We start from the raw sequence: 14,363 nt of genomic DNA on the forward strand, positions 1-14,363 counted from the left end.
CCACCAATTACCTTCTGAGCGCGAGACCCGAATGACCGAGCGGATCGTCAGTTTTGTCATGAGCGGCGGCGTCGGCTCACGGCTGTGGCCGCTGTCGCGCGAGGACAATCCCAAGCAGTTCCACGATCTGTCGGGCGACGGCTCGATGCTGGCCAAGACCTTGCGTCGGTTGACGGCGAGGCCGGAAGGCGACACGCCGATCTTCCTGATCGCCTCGGAGCGCCATGCCGAACGCGTCCATGCCGATCTCGCCGGCCTCGATCTCGCCGGCGGCGGGCCGCTGTTCGAGCCGACCGGTCGCAACACCGCCGCCGCCGTGGCACTGGCGACGTTGCGCACGCTGTCCGAGTTCGGCGACAGCCTGGTGCTGGTGGTGCCGTCCGACCATGAGATATCAACCCCGCGCCAATTCTGGCAGAGTGTCGAAGCCGGCACCGAGGCGGCAAGCGCCGGCCGGCTGGTGGTGTTCGGCATCAAGCCAACGCAGCCCGAGACCGGCTACGGCTATATCGAGGTCGCAGCCGAAAGCGGCGGCACCTTCGACGTGTCGCGTTTCGTCGAAAAGCCGGACCTTGCGACTGCGCAGAACTATCTCCAGGCCGGAAATTTCTACTGGAACACCGGTATTTTCCTGTTTCGCGCCGGCGCCATGCGCGATGCCTTCGCAGTGTTCCAGCCTGATATCTGGCAGGCCACCGAAGCGGCCTACAGGGCGGCGACATCGGATCTGTCGGGCCTCTATATGCCGCTGGAACTCTACGCCGCCATTCCGTCGAACTCGATCGACTACGCCGTCATGGAGCGGGCAAGAGACATCGCCATGGTGCCGGCCGGCTTCCGTTGGAACGATCTCGGCTCCTGGCAGTCGCTGCTCGATGTCGGCCCAGCCGACGGCCAGGGTAACATCGTCATCGGCGATGTCGTCGCCATCGACTGCGAGAACTCCTACATCCGCAGCGACGGCCGCCTTTTGTCCGCGATCGGCATGAAGGACGTCGCCATCGTTTCCACCGCCGACGCCACCTTCGTCGCCCCGGTCAGCCACAGCCAGCACGTCAAGAAGATCGTCGAACAGCTCGAGAAGTCGGGCCGGCTGGAAACCCGGTTCACACCGGCGCATGACCGCGTCATCGAAAGCGGCGCCTGGCGGCGGCGCGTGCATCACTGGCTGTTTCAGGAGACCTTGCCGCTGTGGTCGACATCAGGAGTCGACGAGCGCCATGGCGGGTTCCACGAAGCGCTCGGCCTTGACGCCGCGCCGCTGATGAAGCCCAAGCGCATGCGCACCATGGCAAGGCAGGTCTATGCCTTCGCCGTTGCCAAGGCGCGCGGCTGGGACGGTCCGGCTGACCGGCTGATCAGCCACGGCATCGACTTCATGGCCGGGAAGGGCCGCACCGACAAAGGCGGCTGGGTGCGCACGCTGAATGTCGATGGCAGCGTCGCCGATGCCACCGAGGATGCCTACGATCATTCCTGCGTGCTCTTGGCGCTGGCGCATGCGCATATGTCGGGCAATCCCGATGCGTTGCGGCTCGGCGAGGAAACCCTGGCCTTTCTGGACGCGCATCTCGAGGACAGCCGCATGACCGGCTTCCTCGAGACGTCGGACGGGGAGGGTGAGCGGCGCTCGAACCCGCACATGCATCTGCTCGAGGCCTTCCTCGCCTGGTATCAGGCGACCGGCGAGCGTGCCCATCTGCGCCGCGCGGCACGCATCATCGACCTGTTCCGCAGCCATTTCTTCGACCCGGACAGCTGGACGCTTGGCGAGTATTTCGATGCCGAATGGAAACCGTCGGCTGGCGAGAAAGGGTCCTGGACCGAGCCCGGCCATCACTTCGAATGGGCCTCGCTGCTGGTCGATTTCGCGCGGCGCAGCGGCCAGGCCGAGCTGAGCGGCTTTGCCAGGAAACTCTATGCCTCCGCTATCGCCAACGGCCTCAACCGTGCCACCGGTCTTGCCTATGGCGCCGTCTCGCGGCAGGGCCTGCCGCTCGACCGCGTCTCCCGCAGCTGGCCACAGGCCGAGGCGCTCAAGGCGGCGATTGCACTGGATGGTTCGGGCGGGCCGGATCTCAAGCCGGAGATCGAGGCACGCGTCGGCCGGCTGTTCCGCTGGCACATCGACCCGGCGCCGCTCGGCCTGTGGATCGACCGCATCGACGAGCGCGGCCGCTCGCTGGCGACCGACGTGCCGGCCAGCATTTTTTATCATCTGGTCTGCGCACTGACGCAGTATCTGGATGGGACGGCGGAGAAGGTAGGCTGAGGGGGGCGCTGTCCCGCCAACGTTTTTGGAGACGGTTCGCCAATTCAGTAAGGCGCCGCCACATCCCCGGTCTCGACATAGATCGACTTGAGCTGCGAATAGAGCGCCAGCGCCGCCAGCGAATTCTCCCGCCCGATGCCCGATTGCTTGAAGCCGCCGAAGGGGATTTCCACCGGTGTCAGATTGTAGGCATTGATCCAGCAGGTGCCGGCCTGCAGCTCGGCGATGACACGGTGGGCGCGCGGCAGGTCGCGCGTGAAGACGCCGGCGGCAAGGCCGAACTCGGTGTCGTTGGCGCGGTCGATCACCTCGTCCTCGCCGTCGAATTTCAGCACGCTCATGACAGGTCCGAAGATTTCTTCGCGGGCAATGCGCATCGTGTCGGTAACGCCTGTAAACACCGTCGGCTCGACGAAGAAGCCGCCGTCAAAACCCTGCAGCGACGGCACATTGCCGCCGCAGGCCAGAACAGCACCATCCTGCTTGCCGACCGCAATATAGCCGACCACCTTCTCATGCTGCGCCTTGGAGACCAGCGGACCCATCTGGGTCTCGGGGTCGAGCGGGTCGCCGATGCGGATCTTCTTCGTCCGCTCGACAAGGCGCTCGACGAAGCGGTCGTGGATGCCGCTCTGGACGAAGACGCGCGTGCCGTTGGAGCAGATCTGGCCGGTCGAATAGAAATTGCCGAGCATGGCGCCGCCAATGGCATTTTCGAGATCGGCATCGTCGAAGACGATCAGCGGCGACTTGCCGCCGAGCTCCATCGTCGCGTGCTTCATCTTGGAGCCGGCCAGCGACAGCACCTTGCGGCCGGTCGGCACCGAGCCGGTCACCGAGACCTTGGCGACGACGTCGTGGCCGACGAGGCCGGCGCCGACATCGCCATAGCCCTGCACCACGTTGAACAGCCCGTCAGGCAGGCCGGCCTCGCTGTAGATCTCGGCCAGCGCCAGCGCTGAAAGCGGCGTGTTTTCCGACGGCTTGAACACCATGGCGTTGCCCATGGCGAGTGCGGGTGCGGATTTCCAGCCGGCGATCTGGATCGGATAATTCCAGGCGCCGATGCCGACACAGACGCCGAGCGCCTCGCGCCGTGTGTAGGCGAAGGGTCCGCCGAGATCGACAGCCTCGCCATTGTAGGCGGCGACCGCGCCGCCGAAATATTCCAGGCAGTCCGCGGCCGACGGTGCATCCGCGACCAGCGTTTCCTGGATCGCCTTGCCGGTGTCGAGCGTCTCGATGCGAGCGAGATCGGCGTTGCGGGCGCGCAAGATGTCGGCGGCACGGCGCAGGATGCGTCCGCGCTCGACCGGCTTCAGCCGGGCCCAGGCAGGCTGCGCGGCCCGTGCGGCCTCGATGGCGAGTTCCAGAACGTTCGGCGTCGCCGAGCGCAGCATGGCGATGGTCTCGCCTGTTGCCGGGTAGATGACCGGCAGCGGCGCGCCTTGCTCATCGTCGATGTAGCGTCCGTTGACATAGTGCGATGCCGTGGGCTGGGCGCGCATGGGAGGTCTCCAAATCGTCTTCGCTTGGGCGCAACGTCCGCCGGATCATGCTCTATCTGTCGGATGCCTGCCAGCGCGGATTGATCCATGGTTCCTGGTTGGACGGCGCCAGCGGCGTGCGGCCGAGAATGTGGTCGGAAGCCTTCTCGCCGGTCATGATCGACGGTGCGTTGAGATTGCCGTTGGTGACACGCGGGAAGATCGAGGAATCGGCGACCCGCAAGCCGTCGACACCGATGACCCGGCATTCCGGATCTACGACGCTCATCATGTCGTCGGCGCGGCCCATCTTGCACGTGCCGCAAGGATGGTAGGCGCTTTCGGCGTGGTCCCGGATGAAGACATCGAGATCGTCGTCCGACTGCACGTGCGAACCCGGCGAGATTTCCTTGCCGCGATAGCCGTCGAATGCCTGCTGGCCGAAGATCTCGCGGGTCAGCCGGATGCAGTGGCGAAACTCCGTCCAGTCGTCCGGATGCGACATGTAATTGAAGCGGATCACCGGTTTCGATTTCGGGTCTGGCGAGCGCAGTGTCACCGAGCCGCGCGACTTCGAGCGCATCGGCCCGACATGTGCCTGGAAGCCGTGCGACTTCGCTGCCGCCTTGCCGTCGTAGCGGACCGCCGCCGGGATGAAGTGGTACTGGATATCAGGATAGTCGACGCCGGCGCGCGAGCGCACGAAGGCGGCCGCCTCGAAATGGTTGGTGGCGCCAAGCCCCGTCTTGAAGAACAGCCACTGCGCTCCGATCAGCGCCTTCGAGAACGGGTTGAGCACCGAGTTCAGCGTGATCGGCTGCGTCGCTTCCTGCTGGATATAGAGTTCCATATGGTCCTGCAGGTTACGGCCGACGCCGGGCCTGTCGGCCACCACGGCAATGCCGTTTTCCCTGAGATGCTCGGCCGGACCGATGCCCGACAGCATCAGGATCTTGGGCGAATTGATCGACGATGCGGCGACGATCACCTCACGTCGCGCCTTAACGACCTGAATCTGTTTGTGAGCTTCGATCTCGACGCCTATGGCGCGTTGATTCTCGATGATCACCCGCCGGGCGAAACCCTTGAGCAGGCTAACATTTTTTCGCTTGAGCGCCGGCTTCAGATAGGCGCTTGCCGCCGACCAGCGGCGGCCGCCGCGAATGGTCTGCTCCATCGCCCCGAAGCCTTCCTGCTTGGAGCCGTTGTAGTCGTCGGTCAGTTCGAACCCGGCCTGGCGGCCGGCCTCGACAAAGGCGCCGTAAAGCGGATTGCGTCGCGAGCCGCGCTGCACATGCAATGGCCCCCCATGGCCGCGCCAGCCATCCTCGCCGCCGTCATTGTCCTCCATGCGCTTGAAGTAGGGGAGCACGTCGGCAAAGCCCCAGCCGGTCGCACCTTCTTCGGCCCAGTGATCGAAGTCGCGGGCATGGCCGCGCACATAGACCATGCCGTTGATCGAGGACGAGCCGCCGATCACCTTGCCGCGCGGCGTCGCCAGCACGCGGCCGCCCAGATGCGGCTCCGGTTCGCTGGCAAAGCCCCAGTCGTAGAGGCTCATGTTGAGTGGGATCGAAAGCGCCGACGGCATTTGGATCAGCGGCCCGATATCGGTGCCGCCGAATTCGATGACGATGACCGAATGCTTGCCGTCCTCGGACAGCCGATAGGCCATGGCCGAGCCGGCCGAGCCGGAGCCGATGATGACGAAATCCGCTTCAAGCATGGTTCATTTCAGCCCATCGTTCATATGCGCGATGAAATCGGCGAGCGAAACGTTGCCGCCAGTTGCCATCACGAGCACGGTCTTGCCCTTTACATCCACCTTGCCGCCGAGCAGCGCCGCCAGCGAGGCGGCGCCCGACGGTTCGAGCACCAGCTTCATGCGCTCGAAGGCGATCCGCATGGCGCGCCGCACCGATTGATCGTCGACGGTGATGCCGCGAACGCCTGATATCTTGACCGCCGCGAACGGCGCGTCGCCGGGCCGTCGCGACATCAACCCGTCGCAGATCGACTTCGGCCCGATCGGCATCGTCTCGATGCTGCCATGCGCGAGCGACGAGCCCATGCCGTTGAAACCTTCCGGCTCGACGCCGATGATCTGGGTCTCGGGCGACAGATAGTGGAAAGCGAGCGAAACGCCGCCGATCAATCCACCGCCACCGACCGAGCAGAACAAAAGGTCGGCGCTGGCGTCCTTGGCGGCAAGCTGGTCGAGCGCTTCGAGGCCGGCGCCCGCCTGGCCGGCGACGATCTCCGGATCGTCGAACGGATGCAGCAGTGCCAACCCCTCGGTGTCGGCGATCTCGCGCGCCTTGGCGGCGGCGACTTCCTCCCGCGCACGCTCACCATGGTCGGTCAGCACGACGCGGGCGCCATAGCCTGCCGTGGCGTCGCGCTTGGCGGCCGGTGCATCGATCGGCATGACGATGGCGACGGGAATGCCAAGCGCCTGGCCGGCCGCCGCCAGCCCTTGCGCGAAATTGCCGGAGGAATAGGCGACGACGCCCTTTTTGGCCTCATCGGCCGAAAGCTGCTTCAGCCGCCAATAGGCGCCGCGCACCTTGAACGACCCGGCCCATTGCAGCGATTCCGGCTTGATGAACACGCGAGCCGCACCGGTCTCACGCGCGAGTGCCGCCGATTCCAGCAGCGGTGTGACCTGCGTCGCCCGCGAGGTGACGGCATAGGCCTGTTTGAGATGGTCGAGGGAGGGGACGAGAAGGTCTGGCATCATTCGCCTCGTGGATACCGTTTGCTCTCCTCGAGATTGTCGAGGTTCATGTGGTTGCGCATGTAGCGCTCGGACGCCTTCTGCAGGGGCTGGAAATCCCAGGGGTAATAGGCGCCGTTGCGCAGCGCCGGATAGACGACCCAGCGGCGAGCCTGGCTTTCGCGCACGGCGGCGTCGAAGCCGGCCATGTCCCAGCGCGCCCTGACCTTGCTCATGAACGTTGCCACCAAGCCCGCATTGGCGGGGTCGTTGGCCAAATTGTCTCGCTCGAGTGGGTCGGCTTCGAGATCGAACAGTTGCGGCGGGTCGATCTCGCAATGGACGAACTTGTATCTGCCGTCGCGGACCGCCACTAAGGGCGCGGAGGAACCTTCGGCGGCATATTCCATCAACACAGGCGCGGTGCGCTCACTGCCCATGGTGAGCGGCAGCAGCGACTGGCCGTCGGTCCACGGCGCGATCGCCCCGATGTCGATGCCGGCGAGGTCGCAAAGCGTCGGCGCCACGTCGAGATTTGAGACCGGCGCCTCGATCAGCCCGGCGCGAATGCCGTTGCCGGCGATCATCAGCGGCACCCGCGCCGAACCCTCGAAGAAGCTCATCTTGAACCACAGGCCACGCTCGCCGAGCATGTCGCCGTGGTCCGAGCAGAACAGGATGACGGTGTCGTCGAGCATGCGCGTTCGCCGCAGAACGTCCAGAACCTCCCCGAGCTTGTCGTCGACATAGGAGATGTTGGCGAAATAGCCACGCCGGGAACGACGCACCTGCTCGGCGGTGATCTCGAAAGCGGGATAGTCGCTGGCATGGTACAGCCGCTGAGAATGCGTGTCCTGCTCGTCATGCGCGATAAACCCGGTTTCAGGATCCAGCGCCTGGCAATGCTCATAGAGATCCCAATACTGCTTGCGCGCGACATAGGGATCGTGCGGGTGCGACAGGGAGACGGTAAGGCACCAGGGCCGATGGTTCGCATCGTCCTGTTCGCGCGAAAGCTGATAGAGCTTCTGCGTGGCCAGGAACACGACCTCGTCGTCATACTCCATCTGGTTGGTGGTCTCGGCGACGCCGGCGCCGGTCACCGAGCCCAGATTGTGATACCACCAGTCGATGCGCTCGCCGGGCTTGCGGTAGTCCGGTGTCCAGCCGAAATCGGCCGGATAGATATCGGTGGTCAGCCGTTCCTCGAAACCGTGCAACTGGTCCGGCCCGACGAAATGCATCTTGCCCGACAGGCAGGTGTAGTAGCCGGCGGCGCGCAGGTGATGGGCGAAGGTCGGGATCGACGAGACGAATTCGGCGGCGTTGTCATAGACCCCGGTGCGGGACGGCAACTGCCCGCTCATGAACGAGGCCCGGCCCGGCGCGCAAAGTGGCGATGCGGTGTAGTTGTTGGCAAAGCGCGCCGAGCGGGCGGCCAGCGCTTTCAGATGCGGCACATGCAGGAAGTCCGCCGGCCCATCGGGGAACAGCGTGCCGTTGAGCTGATCGACCATGACGATGAGGAAATTGGGTCGCTTGGTTGTCACTGTTTGCGCCGCTCGCCGAGTTTGGTTTCGAGATAGTCTTCGACCAGCGCGATCGCGGTCGCGGCGTCGGGCATGCCGTCCTTCAGTGCCCGCCTGATGTAGAGCCCGTCGATCATCGCCGCTGTCGCTTCGGCGACGCGGTCGGCTTCGGCCCTGGGCAGGATGCCGGTCAGCCCGCTCATCAGGTTCGAATGCAGCCGCCGTGCATAGACCCTGAGCAGCCGGCGCAAGGGCGACGATTTCTGCGCCTCGACATAAAAGGCGAGCCACGCGGCGATGGTCTCCGGCTGGAACTGGATGTCGGAGAAGTTGACGGCAACCACCGCCGAAACGCGTCCGCGCGCGGTGCCGGCGGATTGAAGGGCGCGCCGCATATCGATGGTGAGTTCGGCCAGAATATGCCGCATCGTCGCTAGCAGCAGCTCGTCCTTGGCGCCGAAATAATGGTGGGCAAGGGCCGAGGACACGCCAGCGCGGCCAGCGATCTCGGACATGGTCACGTCGAGCGAGCCGCGTTCGCCGATCGCCGAGATCGTCGCGTCGATGAGCGCCTTGCGGCGCAGGGGTTCCATTCCGACTTTCGGCATCTCGCTAGGTCCTTTGAGACAGGATTATTTTTTATTGACGGGTCAATCAACAAAAAAATCGAAGCTGGCTCCGCCTGTACCAAACGATTGTCTGCTTCCGGCTCTTCCCGGTTCGGGCATGATTGTTTATATTTGAACAATAAAGGCGAAGTGCGCCACGAGCCCACATGATAGGCTGGCGCCAAGGATGGAGACCGCCATGACCGCATGCATCGTTGGCTGGGCGCATTCGCGCTTCGGCAAGCTCGAGGGCGAGACGCTCGAAAACCTGATCGTCAAGGTGGCGACGGACGCACTCGACCATGCCGGCATCGGTCCGGACGAGGTCGACGAGATCGTGCTCGGCCACTTCAACGCCGGCTTTTCGGCGCAGGATTTCACCGCAAGCCTGGTGCTTCAGGCCGACGACCGGCTGCGCTTCAAGCCGGCGACGCGCGTCGAGAACGCTTGCGCCACGGGGTCGGCGGCGGTCAGACAAGGCATCCGCGCCATCGATGCCAATGCCGCCCGCATCGTGCTGGTGGTCGGCGCCGAGCAGATGACGACGACGCCCGGTCCCGAGATCGGCAAGAACCTGCTCAAGGCTTCCTATCTGCCCGAGGATGGCGACACACCGGCGGGTTTCGCCGGCGTCTTCGGCAAGATCGCGCAGGCCTATTTCCAGCGCTACGGAGACCAGTCCGACGCGCTGGCGATGATCGCCGCCAAGAACCACAAGAACGGCGTCGACAATCCCTATGCGCAGATGCGCAAGGATTTCGGCTATGAGTTCTGCCGCCAGGAGAGCGAAAAGAACCCCTTCGTTGCCGGTCCCCTGAAGCGCACCGACTGCTCGCTGGTCTCCGACGGCGCCGCCGCCCTTATCCTTGCCGACACAGCGACGGCACTGAAGATGCGCCGCGCCGTTGCCTTCCGCGCCAACGAGCATGTGCAGGATTTCCTGCCGATGTCGAAGCGCGACATCCTGGCCTTCGAAGGCTGCGAACAGGCCTGGACCCGGGCGCTGAAGAACGCCGGCGTGACGCTCGACGATCTGTCCTTCGTCGAAACGCATGACTGCTTCACCATCGCCGAACTGATCGAATATGAAGCGATGGGCCTGGCCAGGCCGGGCGAGGGGGCAAAGCTCGCCACGAGCGGCGAGACCGCCAGGGATGGCCGGCTGCCGGTCAATCCGTCCGGCGGGCTGAAGGCCAAGGGCCACCCGATCGGCGCCACCGGTGTCTCGATGCATGTTTTGACCGCCATGCAGCTGGTCGGCGAGGCCGGCGGCATCCAGGTGCCGGGCGCGAAACTCGGCGGCATCTTCAACATGGGTGGCGCAGCGGTCGCCAACTACGTTTCCATTCTCGACCGGATCAGATAAACCGCCCGCATTACAGCGCCGCGCGCCTTTTTGAGGCGCGCAAAGGACGCTGTAACACTTTGATTTTGCGCATGGTCCTTTTCGAAGATCGATTCTGATCTTCGAGGTCATGTGCTAGCGGGAGGTGACATGACAAATCCGGTTCTGATCGAAGTCCTGCGCGGCGCGATCGTCGAGAGCGCGCACCGGGGTGCGGTCGCGGTGTTCGACGCCGACGGCAAGCCGGTCCTCGAGATCGGCGACACCTCGAAGCCGGTGTTTCCGCGCTCCGCGGTCAAGGCGATCCAGGCATTGCCGCTGGTCGAAACGGGTGCTGCCGATGCGTATGGTTTTGGTGACCGCGAACTGGCGCTTGCCTGTGCCTCCCATTCGGGCGAGCCGGCGCATGTCGACCTGGCGCGTTCCATGCTGGCCAGGGCCGGGCTGGACGGCTCAGCGCTCGAATGCGGCGCGCATTGGCCGTCCAATCATGACGCTGAGATTGCGCTCGCTCGCGCCGGCGGTTCGCCGAACGCGCTGCACAACAATTGCTCCGGCAAGCATTCCAGCTTCCTCTGCACCTGCGTCCACGCCGGCATTGCGCATCGCGGCTATGTCAAGGCCGGACACGGTTTGCAGGAGATGGTGCGCGACGCCATGCAGGCGGTCACGGGGGCTGTTCATGGCGTGGACGAGCGAGCAATCGATGGCTGCTCGATCCCGACCTACGCGGTGCCGCTCAGGAGTTTTGCGCTTGGCTTTGCCCGCATGGCCACGACGAATGGTTTTGGCCCCGAGCGGGCCAAGGCCGCGAGGCGCCTGCTGGCGGCCTGCATGGCAGAACCGTTCTTTGTCGCCGGCACCGACCGTGCCGACGTCGCCTTGATGGAGGCCGCACCCGGGCGGATTTTTGCGAAAGGCGGTGCCGAAGGTGTCCACTGTAGCGCGATACCTGAACTTGGCCTCGGCATCGCCATCAAATGTGATGATGGCGCCGGCCGCGCTGGCGAAGCCATGGCTGCCGCCGTGCTGGCCAGCCTGCTGCGGGCTGACGAGGCCTTGGCGGCAAAGCTGGTTGAATTGGCGAACACGCCTATTGAAAGCCGGATTGGCGCCAAGGTCGGGGCGCTCAGGCCGACGTTGGCACTCAGCTGACGTGATTGCGCTCGACGGTCAGATGGGCATAGCCGCTCTTGTCCGATAATGTCAGGTCGCCTGTCGCCGGTTCGGCCCAGCGCTGGCCGACAACGGCGCCGTTCAGCGCGCCATCGATGACATTGTCCGAGATGACGGCCGTGCCGGCGCCCTCGACCACGCTGACGACGATGCCGGTTCCAGCCTTGCGGATGATGTTTCCCGTGGCGACGACATTGCGCAGGTACGGCCCCCAGCCGATCTGCATGCCATAGAGCGGTGCGTTCTCGATGACATTGTTGGAAACGGTGGTGTCGGCCTCGACGCCGATGCCGACGCCAAAGCCGGGCGGGTCGGCGGGGTAGGGGCCGCTGGTCGACAGATTGCGCACGATGTTGCCCGAGCACACACCCATGCGGCCGCCTTCGTTGAAGTTGACGATCGAGATGCCGTTGGCAGCGCCGTCGACAATGTTGTTGCTGATGATGGCGCCTTCGAAGGAGAATTCGGAATAGACCGCGGTCTCGCCCGAGCGCGAGCAGGTGTTGCCGGAAATCTGCAGATTGCTGGCGCTGTTGGCGCGGATTGCCGAAAAGGCGCAGTCCGAGACGATGTTGCCGGAGATCACGACATTGCCGGCCCGGAAAGCATTGATGCCGTTGCCGTTCTGCCCGGTTCCGCCACTGCGCGCCTGGATGCGTTCGACGCGGTTGCCGGTGATCATGGTGCCGTCTTCCGCCGCCTGCCAGCGGTGCACCAGAATGCCGCCATTGGCGCAGTCGGAGATGGTGTTGCCTGTAATTGCCAGCCCGCCGGCCTCGACCGAATAGATGCCGGCATCGGCGGCCCCCGATATGTCCGAGCGCTCGACCCGGCCCGCCGCGTGTTCTAGCGCCAGTCCGTTCTTGCCGCTGCCGGTTATCTGGCAATTGTCGACGACGAGGTGCGCGACCCGGCGCAGATCGAGCAGCCCCTGCGCGTAGTCGCCCATCGAGCGGTTTGTGCCGTCGAAGACCAGCCCGCTGAGTTCGATATGGTCGGCCTGTTCGGCCTTGAACAGGTGGCCATCGCCGCCATAGACGATCCGCGTTGCGCCCGGCACGCCGGAAAGACGCACACGGCCGGGCAGCGCGAGGTTGGACACCACATAGGTGCCGGGCGGCAGGAACACCGGCATGTCGCGCTCGTTGGCGTCGCGCAGCAGCTTGGCGAAGGCCTTGCTCTGATCATCAAAGATGCCAGGTGAGACGCCAAGTTCGGTGGCGTTGATCGAACCGCGCATCGACGCTCTCTCGATGCCGGTCAGGCTGGCGGCCGCCGCTCTGCCAAGCGAGAGGCCCATGACGGTAAAGCCGGCGGTTCCGGTTAAGAGCGTTCGTCTGTTCAACATCGGCACAGGATCCTGGCGTTCAACCGCGATACCGCAGGAATCGTGCCAGACATTCTGTCTCTCATCGCCAGCGCGGCGACAATGGCTTGTCGAGTAGCCTCAGCGCGCCTAAGTTCAGTGGATGAGCAGAGCTTTCACCCGCGAGGAAGACAGCGAAAACGCCATTGCCGGCGTCGGCGAGCGGCCGATCAGCCACCACCGCAATCTGGTGACGGAGCGCGGCCTGGCGATGATCGAGGAGAATCTGGCCGACCTGCGCGACATAATGGCCAAAGCCGAGAGAAAGGCGGATCGCGAGCGCATCGCGGTGGTCTCGCGCGACCTCCGTTATTGGACCGCCCGACGCGAAAGCGCCGAATTGTCGGTGCCGGAACCGGGCAGCGACCTTGTGCGCTTCGGCATGGGCGTCACGCTTGCGGGCGATGACGGCAGGAAGGTGCACTGGAAAATCGTTGGCGAGGACGAGGCCGACCCGGCCAAGGGCACCATTTCCCACGTCTCGCCGATGGCCATCGCCTTGTTCGGCAAGAAGGTCGGCGACTTGGCAGTGGTCAACGGCAACGAATGGCAAATTGTCAAGCTCTCCGACAGCTAGTCCTCGAGCTTGACAACATGGTCTCGGAAGAAAGCTGCAGCTCCGGCTTCATCGATTTCGCCGGCGGCAACCATCAAGACCAGCTGAATGATATCCTGTTGCTCGGCTTCGATGCTGAACCCGTTGAAGTAGAGGAACAAGTCCGCTGCGGTAAAGGCGGTGCGTTTGTTGCCGTCGACGAAAGAATGGTTCTTGGCTATGCCGAAGAGATAGGCGGCCGCCAGTTCGCACAAATCCGGTTCGCCATAAATCTCTCTTTGTTGCGGCCAGTGGAGAGCCGACTTAAGCATTCCCTCGTCGCGGATGCCTGCCGTGCAGACGCAACTGCTCGGCGTGCAGCGCTCCACGAATTCCCGCGAATGATGCTCGGTCATTTTGCGAGCGCACGGTAGGCAACCTCGTATTTTTTCATCCGCTCACGCGCGACGCGGCTGACTTGCGTTGCAACGGATATTATAACATGGCCTGTCAGGCCTGTAGCAGCCGGTCCATCAGCCGGTCCGCCGCCTCCGGAATGACCGTACCCGGCGGGAAGATTTCCGCCGCACCCGCCTGCACCACCGCGTCGTAGTCCTGCGGCGGAATGACGCCGCCGGCCACGATCAGCATGTCGCCGCGACCGAGCTTTTTCAGCGAGTCGCGTAATTCCGGGATCAGCGTCCAGGTGTCCCGCCCGCCAGCGACGAGGCGCCGATGATATGGACGTCGTGCCGCGACCGCCAGCCTGGCGATCTCATCCGGTGTCTGGAACATCGCGCCGACGGTGACGTCGAAGCCGAGGTCGGCAAAGGCGGTGGCGATCACCTTCTGCCCACGGTCGTGGCCGTCCTGTCCCATCTTGGCAACGAGGATGCGCGGCCTTGGCGCCGATTTCTTCTCGAAGGCATCAAGCTTGCCCTGCAGTCCCGTCGACCACGGCATTGTCGCCGAGCGCCTTGGCGATAGACGCCTGAAATGGTCTGCACCGTAGCGACATGGCGCCCAAATGCCCTTTCCAATGCGTACGAGATTTCACCGACCGTGGCATTGGAGCGCGCGGCGCGGATGGCGAACTCCAGCAGGTTTTCATTGCCCTCCGCCGCACGGGTCAACGCATCGAGTGCGCTCTCGACGGCGCCGACATCGCGTGTGCCTTTCAGGCTTTGCAGCTTCGACAATTGCCGCGCCTGACTCGGCATTGTCGATCTTCAGCACATCGACCTCGATGTCGGTCTCGGGGCGATGCGCATTGACGCCGACCAGCATCTGCTCGCCGGAAATCGATGCGCGCCTGCGTGCGCGCTGCCG

At 64.4% G+C, this 14,363-nt stretch carries 13 protein-coding genes and 1 pseudogene; 4 read left to right on the forward strand and 10 right to left on the reverse strand.

The genetic code is table 11. The annotated features are described in order from the left end of the window. The first annotated feature begins 31 nt into the window (after nucleotides 1-31). Nucleotides 32-2,272, forward strand: coding sequence for a mannose-1-phosphate guanylyltransferase/mannose-6-phosphate isomerase (locus tag ACFSQT_RS28975; RefSeq protein WP_379024575.1), 2,241 nt, complete (start codon nucleotides 32-34; stop codon nucleotides 2,270-2,272). Between the two features lie 44 nt (nucleotides 2,273-2,316). Here ACFSQT_RS28975 and betB read toward each other — a convergent pair whose 3' ends face one another. The 5 genes from betB to betI are packed head-to-tail and all read right to left on the reverse strand — an operon-like array spanning nucleotide 2,317 to nucleotide 8,612. After that, nucleotides 2,317-3,780: a betaine-aldehyde dehydrogenase gene (gene betB / locus ACFSQT_RS28980; RefSeq protein ID WP_379024577.1), complete on the reverse strand. Its 1,464-nt coding sequence runs from the start codon at nucleotides 3,778-3,780 to the stop codon at nucleotides 2,317-2,319. 52 nt (nucleotides 3,781-3,832) lie between these two features. After that, on the reverse strand, nucleotides 3,833-5,485 hold the full coding sequence (gene betA / locus ACFSQT_RS28985) for a choline dehydrogenase (RefSeq protein ID WP_379024579.1): 1,653 nt from the start codon (nucleotides 5,483-5,485) through the stop codon (nucleotides 3,833-3,835). 3 nt (nucleotides 5,486-5,488) lie between these two features. Continuing rightward, the gene (locus ACFSQT_RS28990; protein WP_379024581.1) at nucleotides 5,489-6,496 is read right to left on the reverse strand and encodes a threonine/serine dehydratase; all 1,008 of its coding nucleotides are present in this window, start codon (nucleotides 6,494-6,496) and stop codon (nucleotides 5,489-5,491) included. Continuing rightward, nucleotides 6,496-8,025 (reverse strand): choline-sulfatase, encoded by a 1,530-nt coding sequence (gene betC / locus ACFSQT_RS28995; RefSeq protein WP_379024583.1) that lies wholly within the window; start codon nucleotides 8,023-8,025, stop codon nucleotides 6,496-6,498. Before betC ends, ACFSQT_RS28990 begins: the two co-directional genes overlap by 1 nt. Continuing rightward, nucleotides 8,022-8,612, reverse strand: coding sequence for a choline-binding transcriptional repressor BetI (gene betI / locus ACFSQT_RS29000; RefSeq protein WP_379024585.1), 591 nt, complete (start codon nucleotides 8,610-8,612; stop codon nucleotides 8,022-8,024). The genes betC and betI overlap by 4 nt, the downstream gene beginning before the upstream one ends. A 199-nt stretch (nucleotides 8,613-8,811) precedes the next feature. Here betI and ACFSQT_RS29005 point away from each other — a divergent pair, with 199 nt between their 5' ends. Further along, nucleotides 8,812-9,978 (forward strand): acetyl-CoA acetyltransferase, encoded by a 1,167-nt coding sequence (locus tag ACFSQT_RS29005; RefSeq protein ID WP_379024587.1) that lies wholly within the window; start codon nucleotides 8,812-8,814, stop codon nucleotides 9,976-9,978. Nucleotides 9,979-10,107: 129 nt separating this feature from the next. Then, nucleotides 10,108-11,112: an asparaginase gene (locus ACFSQT_RS29010; protein ID WP_379024589.1), complete on the forward strand. Its 1,005-nt coding sequence runs from the start codon at nucleotides 10,108-10,110 to the stop codon at nucleotides 11,110-11,112. Here the strand turns inward: ACFSQT_RS29010 and ACFSQT_RS29015 are convergent. Then, the gene (locus ACFSQT_RS29015; protein ID WP_379024591.1) at nucleotides 11,105-12,481 is read right to left on the reverse strand and encodes a TIGR03808 family TAT-translocated repetitive protein; all 1,377 of its coding nucleotides are present in this window, start codon (nucleotides 12,479-12,481) and stop codon (nucleotides 11,105-11,107) included. The two genes, ACFSQT_RS29010 and ACFSQT_RS29015, sit on opposite strands and share 8 nt — an antisense overlap. Before the next feature lie 121 nt (nucleotides 12,482-12,602). On the opposite strand from ACFSQT_RS29015, the gene greA reads away from it, so the two are divergent. Beyond that, nucleotides 12,603-13,076, forward strand: coding sequence for a transcription elongation factor GreA (greA, locus tag ACFSQT_RS29020; protein ID WP_379024593.1), 474 nt, complete (start codon nucleotides 12,603-12,605; stop codon nucleotides 13,074-13,076). Here greA and ACFSQT_RS29025 read toward each other — a convergent pair. From ACFSQT_RS29025 to ACFSQT_RS29040, 4 genes and pseudogenes are all read right to left on the reverse strand, one after another. Then, nucleotides 13,073-13,450: pseudogene (locus ACFSQT_RS29025) on the reverse strand (type II toxin-antitoxin system death-on-curing family toxin). The gene greA and the pseudogene ACFSQT_RS29025 overlap by 4 nt on opposite strands. A 94-nt stretch (nucleotides 13,451-13,544) precedes the next feature. Then, the gene (locus ACFSQT_RS29030) at nucleotides 13,545-13,913 is read right to left on the reverse strand and encodes a cobalamin-dependent protein (RefSeq protein WP_379024603.1); all 369 of its coding nucleotides are present in this window, start codon (nucleotides 13,911-13,913) and stop codon (nucleotides 13,545-13,547) included. Further along, a complete protein-coding gene (locus ACFSQT_RS29035) occupies nucleotides 13,877-14,233 on the reverse strand; it encodes a methylmalonyl-CoA mutase family protein (RefSeq protein WP_379024595.1) in 357 nt (118 codons plus the stop codon). Before ACFSQT_RS29035 ends, ACFSQT_RS29030 begins: the two co-directional genes overlap by 37 nt. Next, on the reverse strand, nucleotides 14,142-14,363 hold a 222-nt coding region (locus ACFSQT_RS29040; protein ID WP_379024605.1), incomplete at its 5' end, for a hypothetical protein. The genes ACFSQT_RS29035 and ACFSQT_RS29040, both read right to left, overlap by 92 nt.

This window comes from Mesorhizobium calcicola, assembly GCF_042682105.1.
GTDB classification, from domain to species: Bacteria; Pseudomonadota; Alphaproteobacteria; order Rhizobiales; family Rhizobiaceae; genus Mesorhizobium; species Mesorhizobium calcicola.